15 protein-coding genes are annotated in these 14,537 nt (G+C 40.4%); 2 read left to right on the top strand and 13 right to left on the bottom strand.

From position 1 onward, the window contains the following. Nucleotide 1: 1 nt before the first annotated feature. On the bottom strand, nt 2–1,147 hold the full coding sequence (locus B1C82_RS15870) for a DUF1577 domain-containing protein (protein WP_086448454.1): 1,146 nt from the start codon (nt 1,145–1,147) through the stop codon (nt 2–4). A 371-nt stretch (nt 1,148–1,518) separates the two neighbouring features. Here B1C82_RS15870 and B1C82_RS15865 point away from each other — a divergent pair, with 371 nt between their 5' ends. Continuing rightward, nucleotides 1,519–1,818, top strand: coding sequence for a hypothetical protein (locus tag B1C82_RS15865; protein ID WP_086448453.1), 300 nt, complete (start codon nt 1,519–1,521; stop codon nt 1,816–1,818). Nucleotides 1,819–1,855: 37 nt separating this feature from the next. Here the strand turns inward: B1C82_RS15865 and B1C82_RS15860 are convergent, their stop codons facing one another. From B1C82_RS15860 to B1C82_RS15820, 9 genes are all read right to left on the bottom strand, one after another. Continuing rightward, complete coding sequence (locus B1C82_RS15860) at nt 1,856–2,668, bottom strand: Lp29 family lipoprotein (RefSeq protein WP_086448452.1); 813 nt, start codon at nt 2,666–2,668, stop codon at nt 1,856–1,858. Between the two features lie 69 nt (nt 2,669–2,737). Next, on the bottom strand, nt 2,738–3,151 hold the full coding sequence (locus B1C82_RS15855) for a hypothetical protein (protein WP_086448451.1): 414 nt from the start codon (nt 3,149–3,151) through the stop codon (nt 2,738–2,740). Nucleotides 3,152–3,249: 98 nt separating this feature from the next. Then, nucleotides 3,250–3,774: an Lsa16 family lipoprotein adhesin gene (locus B1C82_RS15850; protein WP_086448450.1), complete on the bottom strand. Its 525-nt coding sequence runs from the start codon at nt 3,772–3,774 to the stop codon at nt 3,250–3,252. 10 nt (nt 3,775–3,784) lie between these two features. After that, nucleotides 3,785–5,008 carry a hypothetical protein gene (locus B1C82_RS15845; RefSeq protein WP_086448449.1) on the bottom strand — a complete coding sequence of 408 codons (1,224 nt, stop codon included), beginning with the start codon at nt 5,006–5,008 and terminating at the stop codon, nt 3,785–3,787. After that, nucleotides 5,008–5,604, bottom strand: a complete 597-nt coding sequence (locus tag B1C82_RS15840; protein WP_086448448.1) for a c-type cytochrome — start codon at nt 5,602–5,604, stop codon at nt 5,008–5,010. The genes B1C82_RS15845 and B1C82_RS15840 overlap by 1 nt, the downstream gene beginning before the upstream one ends. A gap of 10 nt (nt 5,605–5,614) precedes the next feature. Beyond that, nucleotides 5,615–6,166 (bottom strand): DUF3341 domain-containing protein, encoded by a 552-nt coding sequence (locus B1C82_RS15835; RefSeq protein ID WP_008594153.1) that lies wholly within the window; start codon nt 6,164–6,166, stop codon nt 5,615–5,617. Continuing rightward, nucleotides 6,166–7,533, bottom strand: coding sequence for an NrfD/PsrC family molybdoenzyme membrane anchor subunit (nrfD, locus tag B1C82_RS15830; protein WP_024863936.1), 1,368 nt, complete (start codon nt 7,531–7,533; stop codon nt 6,166–6,168). Before nrfD ends, B1C82_RS15835 begins: the two co-directional genes overlap by 1 nt. Nucleotides 7,534–7,559: 26 nt before the next feature. Further along, nucleotides 7,560–10,622 carry a TAT-variant-translocated molybdopterin oxidoreductase gene (locus tag B1C82_RS15825; RefSeq protein WP_086448447.1) on the bottom strand — a complete coding sequence of 1,021 codons (3,063 nt, stop codon included), beginning with the start codon at nt 10,620–10,622 and terminating at the stop codon, nt 7,560–7,562. A gap of 19 nt (nt 10,623–10,641) precedes the next feature. Continuing rightward, on the bottom strand, nt 10,642–11,148 hold the full coding sequence (locus tag B1C82_RS15820) for a cytochrome c3 family protein (RefSeq protein ID WP_086448446.1): 507 nt from the start codon (nt 11,146–11,148) through the stop codon (nt 10,642–10,644). A 312-nt stretch (nt 11,149–11,460) separates the two neighbouring features. On the opposite strand from B1C82_RS15820, the gene B1C82_RS15815 reads away from it, so the two are divergent. Next, nucleotides 11,461–12,309, top strand: a complete 849-nt coding sequence (locus tag B1C82_RS15815) for an endonuclease/exonuclease/phosphatase family protein (protein ID WP_234008406.1) — start codon at nt 11,461–11,463, stop codon at nt 12,307–12,309. A 30-nt stretch (nt 12,310–12,339) separates the two neighbouring features. Here B1C82_RS15815 and B1C82_RS15810 read toward each other — a convergent pair whose 3' ends face one another. Genes B1C82_RS15810 through B1C82_RS15800 form a run of 3 tightly spaced genes read right to left on the bottom strand, consistent with a single transcriptional unit; the run spans nt 12,340 to nt 14,479 of the window. Next, nucleotides 12,340–13,047, bottom strand: coding sequence for an SCO family protein (locus B1C82_RS15810; RefSeq protein WP_086448444.1), 708 nt, complete (start codon nt 13,045–13,047; stop codon nt 12,340–12,342). After that, nucleotides 13,025–13,576, bottom strand: coding sequence for a toxin-antitoxin system YwqK family antitoxin (locus tag B1C82_RS15805; RefSeq protein WP_086448443.1), 552 nt, complete (start codon nt 13,574–13,576; stop codon nt 13,025–13,027). The genes B1C82_RS15810 and B1C82_RS15805 overlap by 23 nt, the downstream gene beginning before the upstream one ends. A 12-nt stretch (nt 13,577–13,588) precedes the next feature. After that, nucleotides 13,589–14,479, bottom strand: coding sequence for a YHYH protein (locus B1C82_RS15800; protein WP_086448442.1), 891 nt, complete (start codon nt 14,477–14,479; stop codon nt 13,589–13,591). Between the last annotated feature and the right edge of the window lie 58 nt (nt 14,480–14,537).

Here is a 14,537-nt window from a genome sequence, read left to right as displayed (position 1 = left end):
ACTAAAGAGCGCCCTTTTGCATCAATTCTAAATTCTTAATATATCTATCTCTTTCCCCAGGATGATCCGACTTACTCTTAAACTCCAATCCCAAAGTTAAATGTCCATCTTCATCTTTTCCCCACCAACGAATCGCAGCAGAAACAGTTAAAGGTGCCTGCATCTTGAATAGAACATCTAATATAAAGCCTTCTTGCTTAGGCAAGGTATCTATCAAATTCGGATCATGTATTTTTACCTTAAGTCCCTTGGGAGAAGCATCCAAGACGCTGAATTTTTCAGTGGTCTTGATCGTATTGGATTCTTTGATCCTGCCTACAACCTCATCGGAGAGTCTTCCTAATTCCGCCAAATAATCCGAACTGAGTTTTTTATCCTTACTTTGTATCCAAATATAACCTATTGGGATTGGTTGATCTGAATGGTTTTTGTAAATGATGGGACGTATGAGTTCCGAAACTATTTTTTGATCCTTAAATTTCCGGATTATGGCACCGATGTCATCGTCAATATCTTTAGAATAATCCAAACGATCCGGTCCAGATTCAGAATATGAATTTGTATTTTGTGTATCTTCTAATAACAAAGACTTGCGAGATCGTTTAACAATCTCGAATTTTCTATCCAACCCAGGTTTAAATGCCTCGATCACTATATTATCAGTGCTTATCTTCTTCAGGCGGTTTTTATAATCTTCTAAATTCACTTTTATTAAAGTAGGAATATTGAACATATTCGCTTCGATAACAGTTTTTGGTGTGATCAGATTTGTAATGACAGCTTTACCTTTTGAGACCTGAACCCTTGCACTTTCTCGATTTAATTTTGCAATAGCTAGTCTCTCTACCTTTAAAAGGTAAAGGTCCTTCTCCGCTTTTTGAAGGAGTTGACAGTCAATTTCGATATACTTAGCAAGTATCTTGAATAAAGAGACCTTCTTCTCTCCAGTGTCTTCCCAACCCTCAGGCATACGGATCAGGATCTTTTCATCTTCTTCTAGATACTTTTTAATGACTGCCTTTTGATCAAAAGGATAGATCTTAAGAGAAACTTCTTGGTCTAGTAGATATTTAAGAATTACGTGCTTTTTCTGATCCTTGGAAACGATATAATCTAAAGCCCTGGAATTTTTTTCAAAATATTGCATAATCAGACTATACTTCTTTTAATAAGCGAATTGATTCTTCCCGAATTAACCGACTCACAATTTATTCTTGGAATGTCTTTTGTTTTCGATTTTTTCAGGTAAAATCGCGTTCTTTTGGAAAAAATTTCTTACCAAATATTATCCATTAGGGGACACAGACCCTGACTAACGTATCACTTGATCTAGGGAGAGTTTGAAAAAGGTAGAAAAATCCGCAAAAAATCGAGCTTTACTCAGTTTTTCATAAACTGATATTTTTATTTGATATAGGACTAATCTTAATTTAAAGAATATATTTTTTGAAATTAATCGATTGACTATCTTCAAATTTGGAAATAAATTATTAATTTATTTTTGAGTTTGGAGTATAAATGAAAAAACTAATCATCATTCAGCTTCTCATCTTGCTCTTTTCGGCTCATTCCAAACTAGGCCTTTCTGCAGACGGATGTTATATCTGCAGTTCAGGATCTAGTTCAAATTGTAGGGACTATTGTAGTTATTCAGGTTCTGATACTTCTGAAAGCCGCAAAAAATGTGAAAAGTCAGGCTGTAAGATCGGAGGAACGGCGAGTTGTCCCTCTGCCGTAAATTATAAAGTTTGTTCTGCTTCTATTTTCGATTCTGCCATCGATAAGAAAAGTCTCCTCGCATCCCTTCTCGCTAAATAGCTTCTATTCCCGGGGAAAATTCCCCGGGTGTCTTTTCCTACTTTAATGTATTTATAAAATCACTAAGATCGGCGCTGATCTTAGGGGAACTTGCTTCAAACACCATAGGCGGGTTTGTTCCTAATGTTGGGCTGAACATTCCAAGGCAGCTTAAACTTCCAATCCCACATTCTTTAGGATTCGGAGAGATCCATAATGCTCTCCAAACTGAATAATTATTATCGTAATCCAGTTCTTTAAGCAAGTTTAGATTTTTATCATAAATTAAAATTTTTGTATTCGCTGCGTACGCTTCATAAGAAGGCAAGATCCCTAATGTTGCTACGCTGAATAAACTGGAGAAAATAGTTATGAAGTTCAAACCAACATTTCTCGTTTTTTCGAAAACAGGGTAATGAAGGCCTACAATATAATAATCATAAGGAAGATTTTTAAAAGAGTATATATAATTTTCCCCAGTTTTTGAGATCTCTAAAAACTTCTCCAGTTCTTTGATGCCAGTTGGGCCTGTTACCTCTAAGAAAGATTTTGCAAATTTCGAAACCTTCTCTGATGCTAAATCCTTTCTAATTCCATTTGGTTTATTTTCTCCAGGAATAGGAAAACTACCTCCGATAGGCTCTTTGATCGTACGTGAATACGGATCTGAAAGTGCTTCAAAATCAACTGTTCCATCCGGATTTTTTAATTTTGTGGATTTAAATGTATTAAACCCTAAATAAGCGATTTTGAATTTTTTAGTGAGTTGTTTTGTGGGAGCTCCCATTTCTCCACTTTGAGTAAGAGAATATCTGGAGGCGCAGGCGTTGGACAAAAATAAAAAGAATAAAAGATATACCAGTAAACGCATTTGAAAACCCTAAAGGAGTTTTCCGTAAGATTCCAGTAAAAAATGAAATTCGTTTGAGGAATTAAATTCTCAAACTTCTTCTTTAGAAGGGAGCAATACCAAAGTCAAACTAAGTAGAGCGATCACTAAAGTGACTGGAGTAAATACTGCAGTTTCGGTTGAATTCAAAGAAAATATATTTCCGAGAGTATTTAGGGAGAAGATCGCGACCATACCCCAAATAGCACCTCGAACAACCCGATTGGAAATGGGAAGTTTGATATATTTAGAATCAAGTGCAATCACCATTAGAAAGAGCAAATTTACGAGAATAGAAATCGATTCAAAAACGATCATTTGTTCCCAGGTTTCTAACCTTCCTCCCCATACGATGGAAAAAGGAGCGGCACCAGATATGATGATTGTATGAAAAATGATAGAACAGGAAAAAAATAGAAGAAGTAAACCTGCAGCGAACTTTCTAATCAGTAACTTTTTATTCATAATATCACCCCACTTCACCTTGCAAAAAAAATCCCCCAACGAATCAAATCCGGAGGGGGTTTTGTGAATTTTGAAACGGATAAAAGAACGTTCTTCTTTTACTTTTTCAGCTCAGGTGCCAAATCGGCAAGAGGAACCTTATCTTTTGGAAGGTTCTTATAGATATCATATTCGAAACCGTCCGCAGATCTACCTTTCGAATCAGGTCCTGCATTAGGATCATTTTTATGATTATATCTGTCTCTATCTTCTCTGTTCAAGAAAGGTTTATAATCGGAACGATATCCCCATTTGAAAACGGAATCGTCAGGATTCTGAGCGACTACTAAACAAGACGGATCGACCCAACCTTCGTTTTTTTCAGTCTTGATACGAACCAATTTTTTCGCGATATAGTCATGGTTTCTGTAATCATAAACCTTTACTACAGTCCCAACAGGAAGAAATTCCACAGGAACCGGATTCGATTGATCGTCAGAAAGAATTCCAACTTTAGGATCTAATTTACCTTTTTCTAATGTAGGGCAGTTAATATTCCCTACAACTTGTGCGGTGTTGGAGCAAGCTCCCAATGCGAGAGCTGCAATTCCGAGGATCGTAATATTTAATGCTAATTTTTTCATGATCCTTTCCTTATTGGTGATGGTGCAAAGCTTCTTCCAATCTCGGGTCTCCCACAGGGATCAAAGGAGCTTTTTCCAATCTTTTCAGAACTACCAAACCGAATACTCCGATCACTCCCACTACGGATCCCAGAGATACCAGGTATCCTCCAAAGGAGAAGTCCACGAAATTAGCAGGATAAACCAGCCAGAAAATTTCAGTAGCTTGAGTAAAGATGACCCAAAGAGCGACTTTCACTAAGAAATCGATGTCTCTTTTGTTCGGACGGTTTAACAAAAGCATAAAAGGAACTGCGAACTTGATTGCAGGTAATGCTAAAGTCAGATATTCCCATCCACCTGTCAGCCTTTGCTCGTAGAAGAAAGTTTCTTCCGGAATGGAAGCATACCAGATCAACATGAACTGAGAGAAACCAACGTAAGCCCAGAATACAGTGAAACCGAGCAGGAATTTTCCTAAGTCATGGATATGGTTTTCGTTCACCAGGTTTCCTAAAAATCCCTTCTTCTTCAGGTAATATGCCATTATGATGAAAGAAGAAAGTCCTGCCTGATAAGCTCCTGCGAAGCAGTAAACCCCAAACATGGTAGAGAACCAGTGTGGAGTAAGAGACATTACCAACATGATAGAAACTAAGGAGAAAGAAAGAGCGAAGAATATGATATATCCTCCGGCTAACTTCGCATTGAATTGAGTATGTTTAACGTCTTTGTCGCTGTCTTGGGTAACGGATTTCTTCCAAAAAAGATATCCGAATGTAGTCCAAGCCGCTCCTAAAACAACCACCATTGCGGTAAAGAATCCGATGTTTAAGAGTGGTTTTTTGTGTTTAAGAAGTTTATCGGCTGCTACAGCTTCTGCATGGGTCCACTCATATAGATCATGAGCTCCCAAGATCAGAACAAGAAGAAGTACTGCCGCAACAGGGACGAATAGTCCGTATGTTTCGGAAATTCTGCGAAGAGTTACCGGCCAATGGGCACCTGTGATATGTGCCAAAGAGGTGAAGAAGATCCCTGCAAGTGTAATTCCTAAAATGAAGAATACACCTACTAAGTATGCAGACCAAGCTGGATTGGAATGTCCACCTTCATGACGAAGTTCAGGATGTCCAAGACCGAAAGCTGCGAGACCTAAGCTTACCAAACCTACTAGAATCATTCCGACCAGAGCGTTTCTGGTTTTGGAATCCAACTTAAAGTTGATTAAGTTTTGTTCTACTTTAACTTCCATTATTTACCAGCCGTTCTATTGTCGTATTCTTGTAATTTACGAACATATAATATGATTTTCCAACGATCCTCGGAAGGAACTTGAGAAGCATAACTTTTCATAGCTCCTTTTCCTTCGGTGATGATATGATAAATCTGTCCGTCGGAATAACCTTTAGCGGTTGCAGATGTTAATGCAGCCATCGGGCTTCCGTCAGACTGAGCCATATTCAAACGAGGAGCAGGACCTACTACAGTTCCATTTCCTTGTCCTCTAACACCGTGACAAGGGCTACAATACGTTTGGTATTTGATCTCCCCTTTTTGAAGAGTAGCCAAATCTCCTTTGATAGGATTTGCAAGTCCCTTGTTTGGAAGAGCATCCAAGGTTTGAGTCCAACCAGCATACTCGTATGGGAAATAACCCTGAGGAACTGCTCCTACAGGAGGAAGACGTAAGGAAGTATTATTCGGAAAATTAGAGTCCGCTTCCTGAGCTTCTCTTGCTGGAGAATCAGCCATATCCGGCATGTACTCCATAGGAGGAGTCTTAGACTCGCAGTTCCATAGGACCAAACCTGCGAGAGAAAGAGCAAAAATTCTTTGCAGTGAAATCATCAAAATTCTCCTATTTCACCGTCTCGACATGTTTAGAGCCGAGGCCTTTGATAAAGTCGGTCACTGAACCTTCTGAATAATTTGCAGAGTTGGAAGGTATCCAAAGTGCAAATTTGTCGGTAGTGATATCCGGATGTAAAACCTTACGACCGGTTCTTGGAAGTTTAGCCAGGAAGAACAAAGCTGCAGCTGTAGAAAGTCCAGCCATGAACACTGTAAACTCGAATGTGATTGGAATATAAGCAAACCAAGCGTTGAAACTTTTTCCGGAAATATTGATCGGCCAGTCGTATTTATGAGTTAAATACTGCATTCCAAAGCCGACTGTGCATCCAAAAATTCCCATGAAAAAAGTCACCCAAGGAAGTCCGGAACGAGGAAGGCCCATTGCGTCATCCAATCCGTGAACAGGATACGGAGTAAAACAATCGAAGTTGGTATAACCCTTCTCCTTTGTTTTTTGAGCCGCGTCTATGATCTGCGCAGGAGTATCGAATAATCCGAAAACTCCATGCTCAGTTTCTTCGAAAGTATGAAACTGTTCTTTCTTAGGAGTATACATTAATGATGACCTCCATCTTTATGAGGCATTACCGTTTTCACTTCCGCGATTGCAATTACTGGAAGTAATCTACAGAAGAGAAGGAACATAGTGAAGAAGATACCGAAGGTTCCGAGTAACATCATGAAGTCGTAAACTGTTGGAATGTATTTATCCCAGCTGGAAGGTAAGAAGTCCGCGTGTAATGTCATCACGATCACGAAACGTTCGAACCACATACCGATGTTTACGATGATGGAAACGATGAACATTACAGGGATGCTGTTTCTAAGTTTTTTAGACCAGAATACCTGAGGAGCGAACACGTTACAGCTGAACATGATGAAGTATGCCCATCCGTAAGGACCGAATGCTCTGTTTACGAAAGTAAATCCTTCGTATTCGTTTCCTGAATACCAAGCCATGAAGAACTCAGTGGAGTAAGCAAGACCCACGATCAAACCAGTAACCATGATCACTTTGTTCATGTTTTCCAAGTGTTTCATGGTAATATAATCTTTCAGTTGGAAGACTTCCCTTGCAATTACCATCAGAGTAACCACCATCGCAAATCCGGAGAAAATCGCACCGGCAACGAAGTAAGGAGGGAAGATCGTAGTATGCCATCCAGGAACGATGGAAACCGCGAAGTCGAAGGATACGATTGTGTGCACCGAAAGAACCAGAGGTGTAGACAATGCAGCGAGGATCATCGCAACAGTCTCTAAGTGAGACCATGCTTTATTGGATCCAACCCATCCGAAGGAAAGAATATCATAAACTTTTCTACGTAAAGGAGTAGTCGCTCTATCTCTTACAGCCGCAATATCAGGGATCAAACCGATATACCAGAAAACAAGAGAGATACTCAAGTAAGTGGAAACCGCGAAAGTATCCCAGATCAGCGGAGATCTGAAGTTCACCCAAAGAGGTCCTCTTTCATTCGGATAAGGGAATAACCAAAATCCCATCCAAGGACGTCCGATGTGGATGATCAAAGTGGATGCAGCAGTTAATACCGCGAAGATGGTCATCGCTTCCGCAGCACGGTTAATACCGGTTCTCCACTCTTGGCGGAACAAATAAAGAACCGCGGAGATCAGAGTTCCTGCGTGACCGATACCGATCCAGAATACGAAGTTTACGATAAAGAATCCCCAACCTACAGGATTGTTGATCCCGAGGATGTAAAGACCTTCGTATACCAAGTATCCGATGATACCTAAATCGATTACGGTAATAGTAAGAGCCAGAATGAACGCCTTCCACCACAGAGAAGTGGGGAAAGCTTCGACCGGCTTGAGGATATCCTCGGTAACGTCACGGACGGACTTGCCGCCAGTGACTAAGGGTTGGATATCCAGGGCTTCTTTGATTGCGTTAGGTATAGACATAGCGCTTTAATTACTCCGGATTAAGCTCTTACCCTGGTCAGATAAGCGACCGCGGGACCGACATTTAAATACTCGAGAACTCTGAAAGATCTAGGATCCGCACTAAGTTTGGATACCGTAGAAGTTTTATCGTTCGTGTTTCCGAAACTGATGGCATCAGCCGCACAACTTTGTTGGCAAGCAGTCTTCAGTTCTCCGTCTTTCAAAGTACGACCTTCGTTTTTAGCCTGGATCTTTTTCTCCGCGATACGAGAAGAACAGAAGTTACATTTTTCCATAACCCCTCTTCCACGAACCGTAACATCCGGATTAAGTCCAAGATATCTAGGAGTTCTGGATCCTTTTTCGGCTCCGGTATCGTTATACCAGTGTTGAGCCCAGTTATAACGACGAACTTTGTAAGGACAGTTGTTAGAGCAGTAACGAGTTCCAACGCAACGGTTATAAACCATGTCGTTGATCCCTTCAGAACTATGAACAGTTGCCATAACAGGACAAACAGTCTCACAAGGAGCGTTATCACATTGCTGGCAAAGCATAGGCTGGTGAGCGATCTGTAGATCTTCCGGTTTTTCAGGATCACCGATATAGTAACGGTCGATTCGAAGCCAATGCATCTCGCGACCCACTCTAACTTCGTCTCTTCCTACGACCGGAATATTGTTCTCTACTTGGCAAGCGATGACGCAAGAACCGCAACCGGTACAAGCAGTCAAATCGATAGCCATACCCCATTTGTAACCAGGGTATTCATGAACCGGGTTTGCTCCGGTTGCGTAGACCATCTTACCGTCTTTTTTAATTTTAGGAATTTCGGATTCTTTCACTCCGGAAGCTGGATTCTTTTTCCATTCTTCCAAAGAAGTAGATTGAACCAAAGGACGATCTTCGTATCCGAAACCTGGTGATAAAACGTGGTGATGCTGGGTGCAAGCAAGCTTGTAGGTTTTACCTGTTTTCTCGAGAGAAGTAACAGAAATTCCGGAGAATACTCCGTCTTCTGCCAGAACATATGCGTTCTTGCCTACTTCGTTACCTACTTTACCAGCTGCAGTTCTACCGTAACCAACCGCGATCCCGATCGTATCTTTATGCATTCCAGGTTGAACCTGAGCAGGAAGTTCGATAGAACCTTTGGTAGTTTTAACGGAAACTACATCGTTGGATTGGATCCCTTTTTCTTTTGCAAGTCCTGGTGAAAGGATTACATAGTTGTCCCAAGTAACCTTGGTAACAGGATCCGGAAGTTCTTGTAATAGAGAGTTATTTGCTGCTCTACCATCCCCGATGGAGCTTGTCTCATAGAGAGCCAAACGAATTCCAGCAGGATAAGAAGCAGGCTTTTTCAAAGCAGCTTTATTAAAGCCACGAGTAGCACTTGCAGTCTTTCTGCGGTCTTTAGCTCTTACTGTAGTTCCAACTCTGAGAAGATCTTCCCATTTTAGTTTGGAGCCCAGTTTTTTGGTCCAGGAGTTCTTTACGTATTCGTAAAATGATTTTTCTCCGCTAAGAGATCCGCCAGCGAAAGCGATCAAGCTGTCCTCGAAAGAACGAGTGTTGAATAAAGGACGGATCGCAGGCTGTTGGATAGAGAATATTCCTTTAGTTCCTTCTGAATCTCCCCAAGACTCTAAGAAATGAGTAGTCGAAGCCAGATAGTTGGAAGCAAGTGCAGTCTCATCCGCTCTGTCTGTTAGACTTACAGTTAAAGCAGCTCTATGAAGAAGGTCCTTCCAAGAATCACCAGCTTGGTAAACCAAGTTAGTATCATAGAGGAATAGAACTCCTACTTTAGTTTGTTTTAATGCTTCAGTAAGTTTGTTTAAGTTACCTGAATAATCAGCTAAACCTTCTTTTTTAGGAGAAGCGTAATCAACAGTCTTACCGTCGTTGTCTAACGTAGAGTTTAAGAAGTTCACAAGGATCTGAAGATCAACAGCTTCTTTTGTAGAAGCAGCTAGACCACCCGCAACCACGAGAGATCTACCTTTGTTTGACCAAAGAGCTTTTGCAGTCTTGCGGATACCTTCTGCACTAACTCCAAGTTCGCTCGCGAGGCTTTCTACAGTAGAAGCTCCGGTAACATCCTTAGTGTTTGCTCCTAATTCTCCGAGACCTGCAGCAATTGCAAGAGCCAGTTTGGACTGGTCACCAGGACGAATCGGAAGTCTAAGATCTGCGTTAGATCCGGACATAGTAGGAACGGTTTCAGAAGCGATGAAGTAATTAAGATCTTTTGCTCCATCTCTTAGGTTTCTGCGTTTTGCAAAATCCTTTTGGTGCTCTTCAGGAGACAACCATCCACCCATAAAATCGCAATCGATGGACAGGATAGTGTTCGCCAATTCGAAATTATAGTTAGGAACAAGAGCCTTTCCATAGGAAGCAGCTTGAGCTTTGGAGATTGCATCTTCTGGAGAAGTGATAGAGATCTCTAAATGTTGTCCCCCACCTACTGCTTTTAAGAAGTCAGCGATGATCGCTTTGGTGGAAGGAGAATCAAGAGGTCTTGTTACGATTACAGTGTTACCTTTGTTCTTAGAAAGAGCTTCCTGAACCTTAGAGTCCAAAGCGGCCCATTGGATATTCTCCACTTTTCCGCCGGAAACTGCCGCTGGACCTTGCGCTCTATCTGGATCATAAAGATCAAAAATAGCAGCTTGTCCGGAAGCTCCAAGAGCACCTTGAGATACAGGGTGATCTTCGTTTCCTTCTAATTTTAGAGGACGGCCATCTTTTGATCTTACTAAGTAACCAGTTCCATTGAATGCAGTAGCGTAGTAATAAGATTGTCCGTGTTTTACGAAATCAAAATTACCTTCGTCGGTTTTAAGATCAACGTAAGGAACGATTTTTTCAACAGGCTTGCGTACACAATTTAAGGAAGTCATTGCGACTCCCGCACCCATCAATTTTAGGAAGGTCTTACGATCAAACTCCCCTGACTTAATCCTTGCGATGACTGGATCCGGAGAAGTGAAAAATTCAGAGCGCGCCAGATCCTTCGTTTCTTTTTCGTTATCTTTCAGTTCGAGGGAGAGCCAGTGAGCTTTCTTTTCTTTCTGGAAATTCTTTTTATCCATCTGTTATGCTATCTCCTGATTATCTGTGGCAGGTGGAACAGTCGGTAGGAGCGTTATTCTCCCGGTGGCAGTTGATGCAGTATCCCATATTCAGGGATGCAACCTGCTTGACCTTGACCATTTCAGCTACGTTACCGTGGCATTGCGAACAATCCACGCCTCTTGAGATATGGCGAGAGTGATTGAACTGAACATGATCCGGAAGGTCGTGGATTTTCACCCACTCGATCGGTTTCTTGTTCGTGTAACTTTCGCTCAAAAATTTTATATCTGGGCTGTTCTTTGCAACAAGCGAGTGACAGTTCATACAAGTAGAAGTATTCGGAACCGTTGCGTGCGCGCTTGTTTCTACACCAGTGTGACAATAACGACAATCTATCTTATTATCACCTGCGTGAATCTTGTGGTTAAAAGGTATAGGCTGATCCGGAGAGTAGCCTACATATTTGGAGGGAGAAAAAATCAGGTAAGCCACTGCTGCAATAGCAATAAGCGGAACCGAAAGTTTCAAAGCTTTCTTATTCATTCGTGAGAAGTCCCGTGGGTTCCAAAATAAGGTTTGGGAACAAGGATTTTGTCTTAGGTTAAAATTGCAAGTAAACGCGTAAAAACGCGATTGGTTTGGCGATTTCTTGCATTTTTATATGAGACTTAGTATCAATTAAATTGATGTTATTTATACTTAATACAGTCGATTTTAGAAGATAAAAGATCTCGAATAGCAAACCTAAGTTTATGATAGATATGATTAGAACGATCGTTCTTACGTATAAGAAAATTTCTGGATTTTACTTCTTGTTTTACTAAAATATGAATTCAGAAAACTAATCTGGAAAGAATGATGCACCGCCCACTGATCCTATTTCTGGGAATTCCCTTCGCTTTCCTAATAACAATCTCTACTATTGCGAAAGGTCAGATAAAAAAACTTAAAGTTACAAGCTTCAACTCCTACTTTTTATATGATGAGATTGGAGATTCTCATAAGTTCCCGAAAGATAGAAAACATAGAACAGAAGAAGATTTTGCTAAAATTAAAAAAATCATTCTATCCAATCATCCTGATATAATAGGGTTCCAAGAAATAGAAAATGAAACTGCACTTCAGCATATTATAATAAATGAATATGACTGTAAGGCAACGGTCACTCCTGGTTATTCCCAAGAATTGGGGCTTTGCTGGAAAAAGGAACTGGGCAAACCTACGATCAGCGAATTAACACAACTTTCGACTCGCCCAGGCCTCAGAAAAGGTCTACTCGCAGAATTCAACCTTGATGGCGGGAAAATTTCCGTGCTTGTTGTTCATCTAAAGGCAGGCCATTCTCCCAGAGATAAGAAGGAAAGGAAAGAACAGATCCTAATATTAAAAGATATCTTACCTTCTCTCGGCAAGTTTGTTCTATTAGGAGATTTCAATGAAGTTCTGGAAAGAAGAGTAGACCTCCTGAAAATTCTACAACGAAATCTAAAACTTAAAATAGCAAATTATAAACAGAAATCAGATTGTTGGCAGCACCATGACGGCTTCATAGATTATTTGATCACTAATATGGATTGGCAGCAAGGAAGTTTCGCCCAAACCAAATTTGAGTCCGATGATGGCAATTTTGACGGAAACCCAAGTGCAGAAAAAGGTCTTTCCGATCATTGTCCTGTAAGTGCGGAGTTGTTGTTAGAAAGATAGAGAGGATTAAACTATCCTTAAAACTCAGAATTAAAGTTCTCGTTTCAAAACTTCTATATCTGAATTTAGTTCTTGGATAGATGATCTCATTTTTCCATTATAAATTCCGCGCAATCTAAGTTGTGAATCTAAAAGATAAACATGATCTGAATGAAGAAAATCACTTTCAGTCAGTTTCTTTTTGGCGTCTTCTTTCGGGATCACAGTATCTGCATTAAAGGAATCTCTTGCTAAAGCATAAATTTCCTTTTGGTTTCCAGTGAGAAGTTTCCATTTTTCATAACGAATCTTACGTTTGGACCCATACTCTTTCAAGACTTGAGGAGAATCGAGATCAGGTGTAGCCGAGAAGGAGAAAATTTGGATATTGGGATCTGCCTCAAACTCCTTCTGCACCAAACTCAAATTATTTGTGATCGTCGGACAAATCCCTGCACATTTAGTAAAGAAGAAGGAAACCACAGTAATTTTTCCCTTACAAAGACCTTCAGAAACATTTTGATTTTCTTGATCCTTCATTATAAATTTGGAAATCTCTCTTGGCTTAGAAGAATTTTTATTTTCCCAAACAGGCTGTAGATCTTTTCCATAGTACAAAGGAAGTTTGTCCTTTTGAGGAACGGAAAAGTCAGTGATCTCTTCTGAATATTCTTCTTTTGGATCCTTCGCACAACCGAAAGAAAGGGAGACTATAATCAAACTGCAGAATAAAATTTTAGAATAAGATCGTATTTCCATCTTCATTTCCTCGGATCTGGCTGCATAATTTTCCACCAGTCATTCCGTATGCTCGTCCCTGATAGATCACAAAGTTCATATAGATCTGTCCGTTCTCTCTCCACATCTTCTTTCCGATCACTTTCCCATGATCGAATTTCGCATAAGAATATAATGATCCTGAGTTTCTCCATTCCCATTGGGGACCATGAAATTGCCCTTCTAAGTATTCATTATGAAAACGTTTTTTTCCGTCAGGAAACCAACCCAAATGGGTTCCGATCTTCTTCCCTCCAGAAAATTCTCTTTCTGCTAAAACCTGGCCATTAGAATGCACATCCTTTTCTATACCGTCTGGCAAACCATTCTTATAGGAGGTAATTCGAATAATTTCCAATTCTTCTGCTTTCGATTCCAGAAGTCCGAAGAACTTTTCTCCCTTATAAAGAACATATCTTCCATTTCGAGTGATAGAAGGATCAGTATTTGCGACCCGAATCGGATCGCAAGTGACTAGAAGAAAACAAATCGAGAGTAAAAAGAATTTCAATCTATCCTCTGATTAGTCTACGGAACCTGGAGTTCCTTTAAAATAACTTCCGATGATATATCCGTTCAAACCTGTATTGTTCTCCACATGATAACAATATGTACCGTCCGGAAACTCAGTTGGAGTACAAGAAGTTGTATGAGTGGTAGAATCCAATGTAGGATAAGAGCCTGATTGGTTTTTCTTTCCGTAAATTGGGAAACCGTCCAACATGATCCCTACCATACTACCATCATCATTTGTGATTTTATAAGGTTCTGTATGATAATGATATTTTCCAGTATTCTGAGGATGACCTTGAGAAGGGTCCATTGTGTAATATTCGGTAGCAAAAGAATCTCCAGGAGCTGCCTGGTTATTAAAGATCACAACGCCCAATGTTGTAACTCCTACAGAATCTGTTCCCGCGTTGGACTGAGTACAATCGGTAACAGTTGGAGTGGTTGGGATCGTCATCGTAATATTCTGAGACAGAATGGTATTTGGATTCGTATGAAAACCGCCAGCAGAATCTATCGCCTCGTTATAGCCAGAAGCCACTGAATAATAAGAGCTTTTATGTGGAGGTTTATCGTTGGTTGTGATCACATAATTGGAACCTTCTACTGTAACAGTTACGCAGTGAAAATTGGTTTTCATCCAGCATGGTGCCTCTGCAGCGATACTTGTAACACAAGTTGGCCCTCCAAAGCCAAGATCATCTGTTGAGTCATTCACTGCCCCCGGACAAGACGAGTTATCCGTAAGAGTTGTAGGTAATGTAGTAGTGGTTGTAGGTGTACACTGTGAAGGAGAGGAAGATAATAAAACCGCAGCGGAAGAAAGATCAGTTCCTCCAGAACTATCGCAGTTCCAAATAAAAGCGGCAACTGCGGTCAACAGAATAGATCGTAAACGAAGCATAATTACTCCAAACTTATTAGTTTAGAATAATCTACGAAATCTTACGGCCGAATTCGAC

Source organism: Leptospira venezuelensis (genome assembly GCF_002150035.1).
GTDB classification, from domain to species: domain Bacteria; phylum Spirochaetota; class Leptospiria; order Leptospirales; family Leptospiraceae; genus Leptospira_B; species Leptospira_B venezuelensis.
This window is presented reverse-complemented; position numbering and strand designations above follow the sequence as displayed.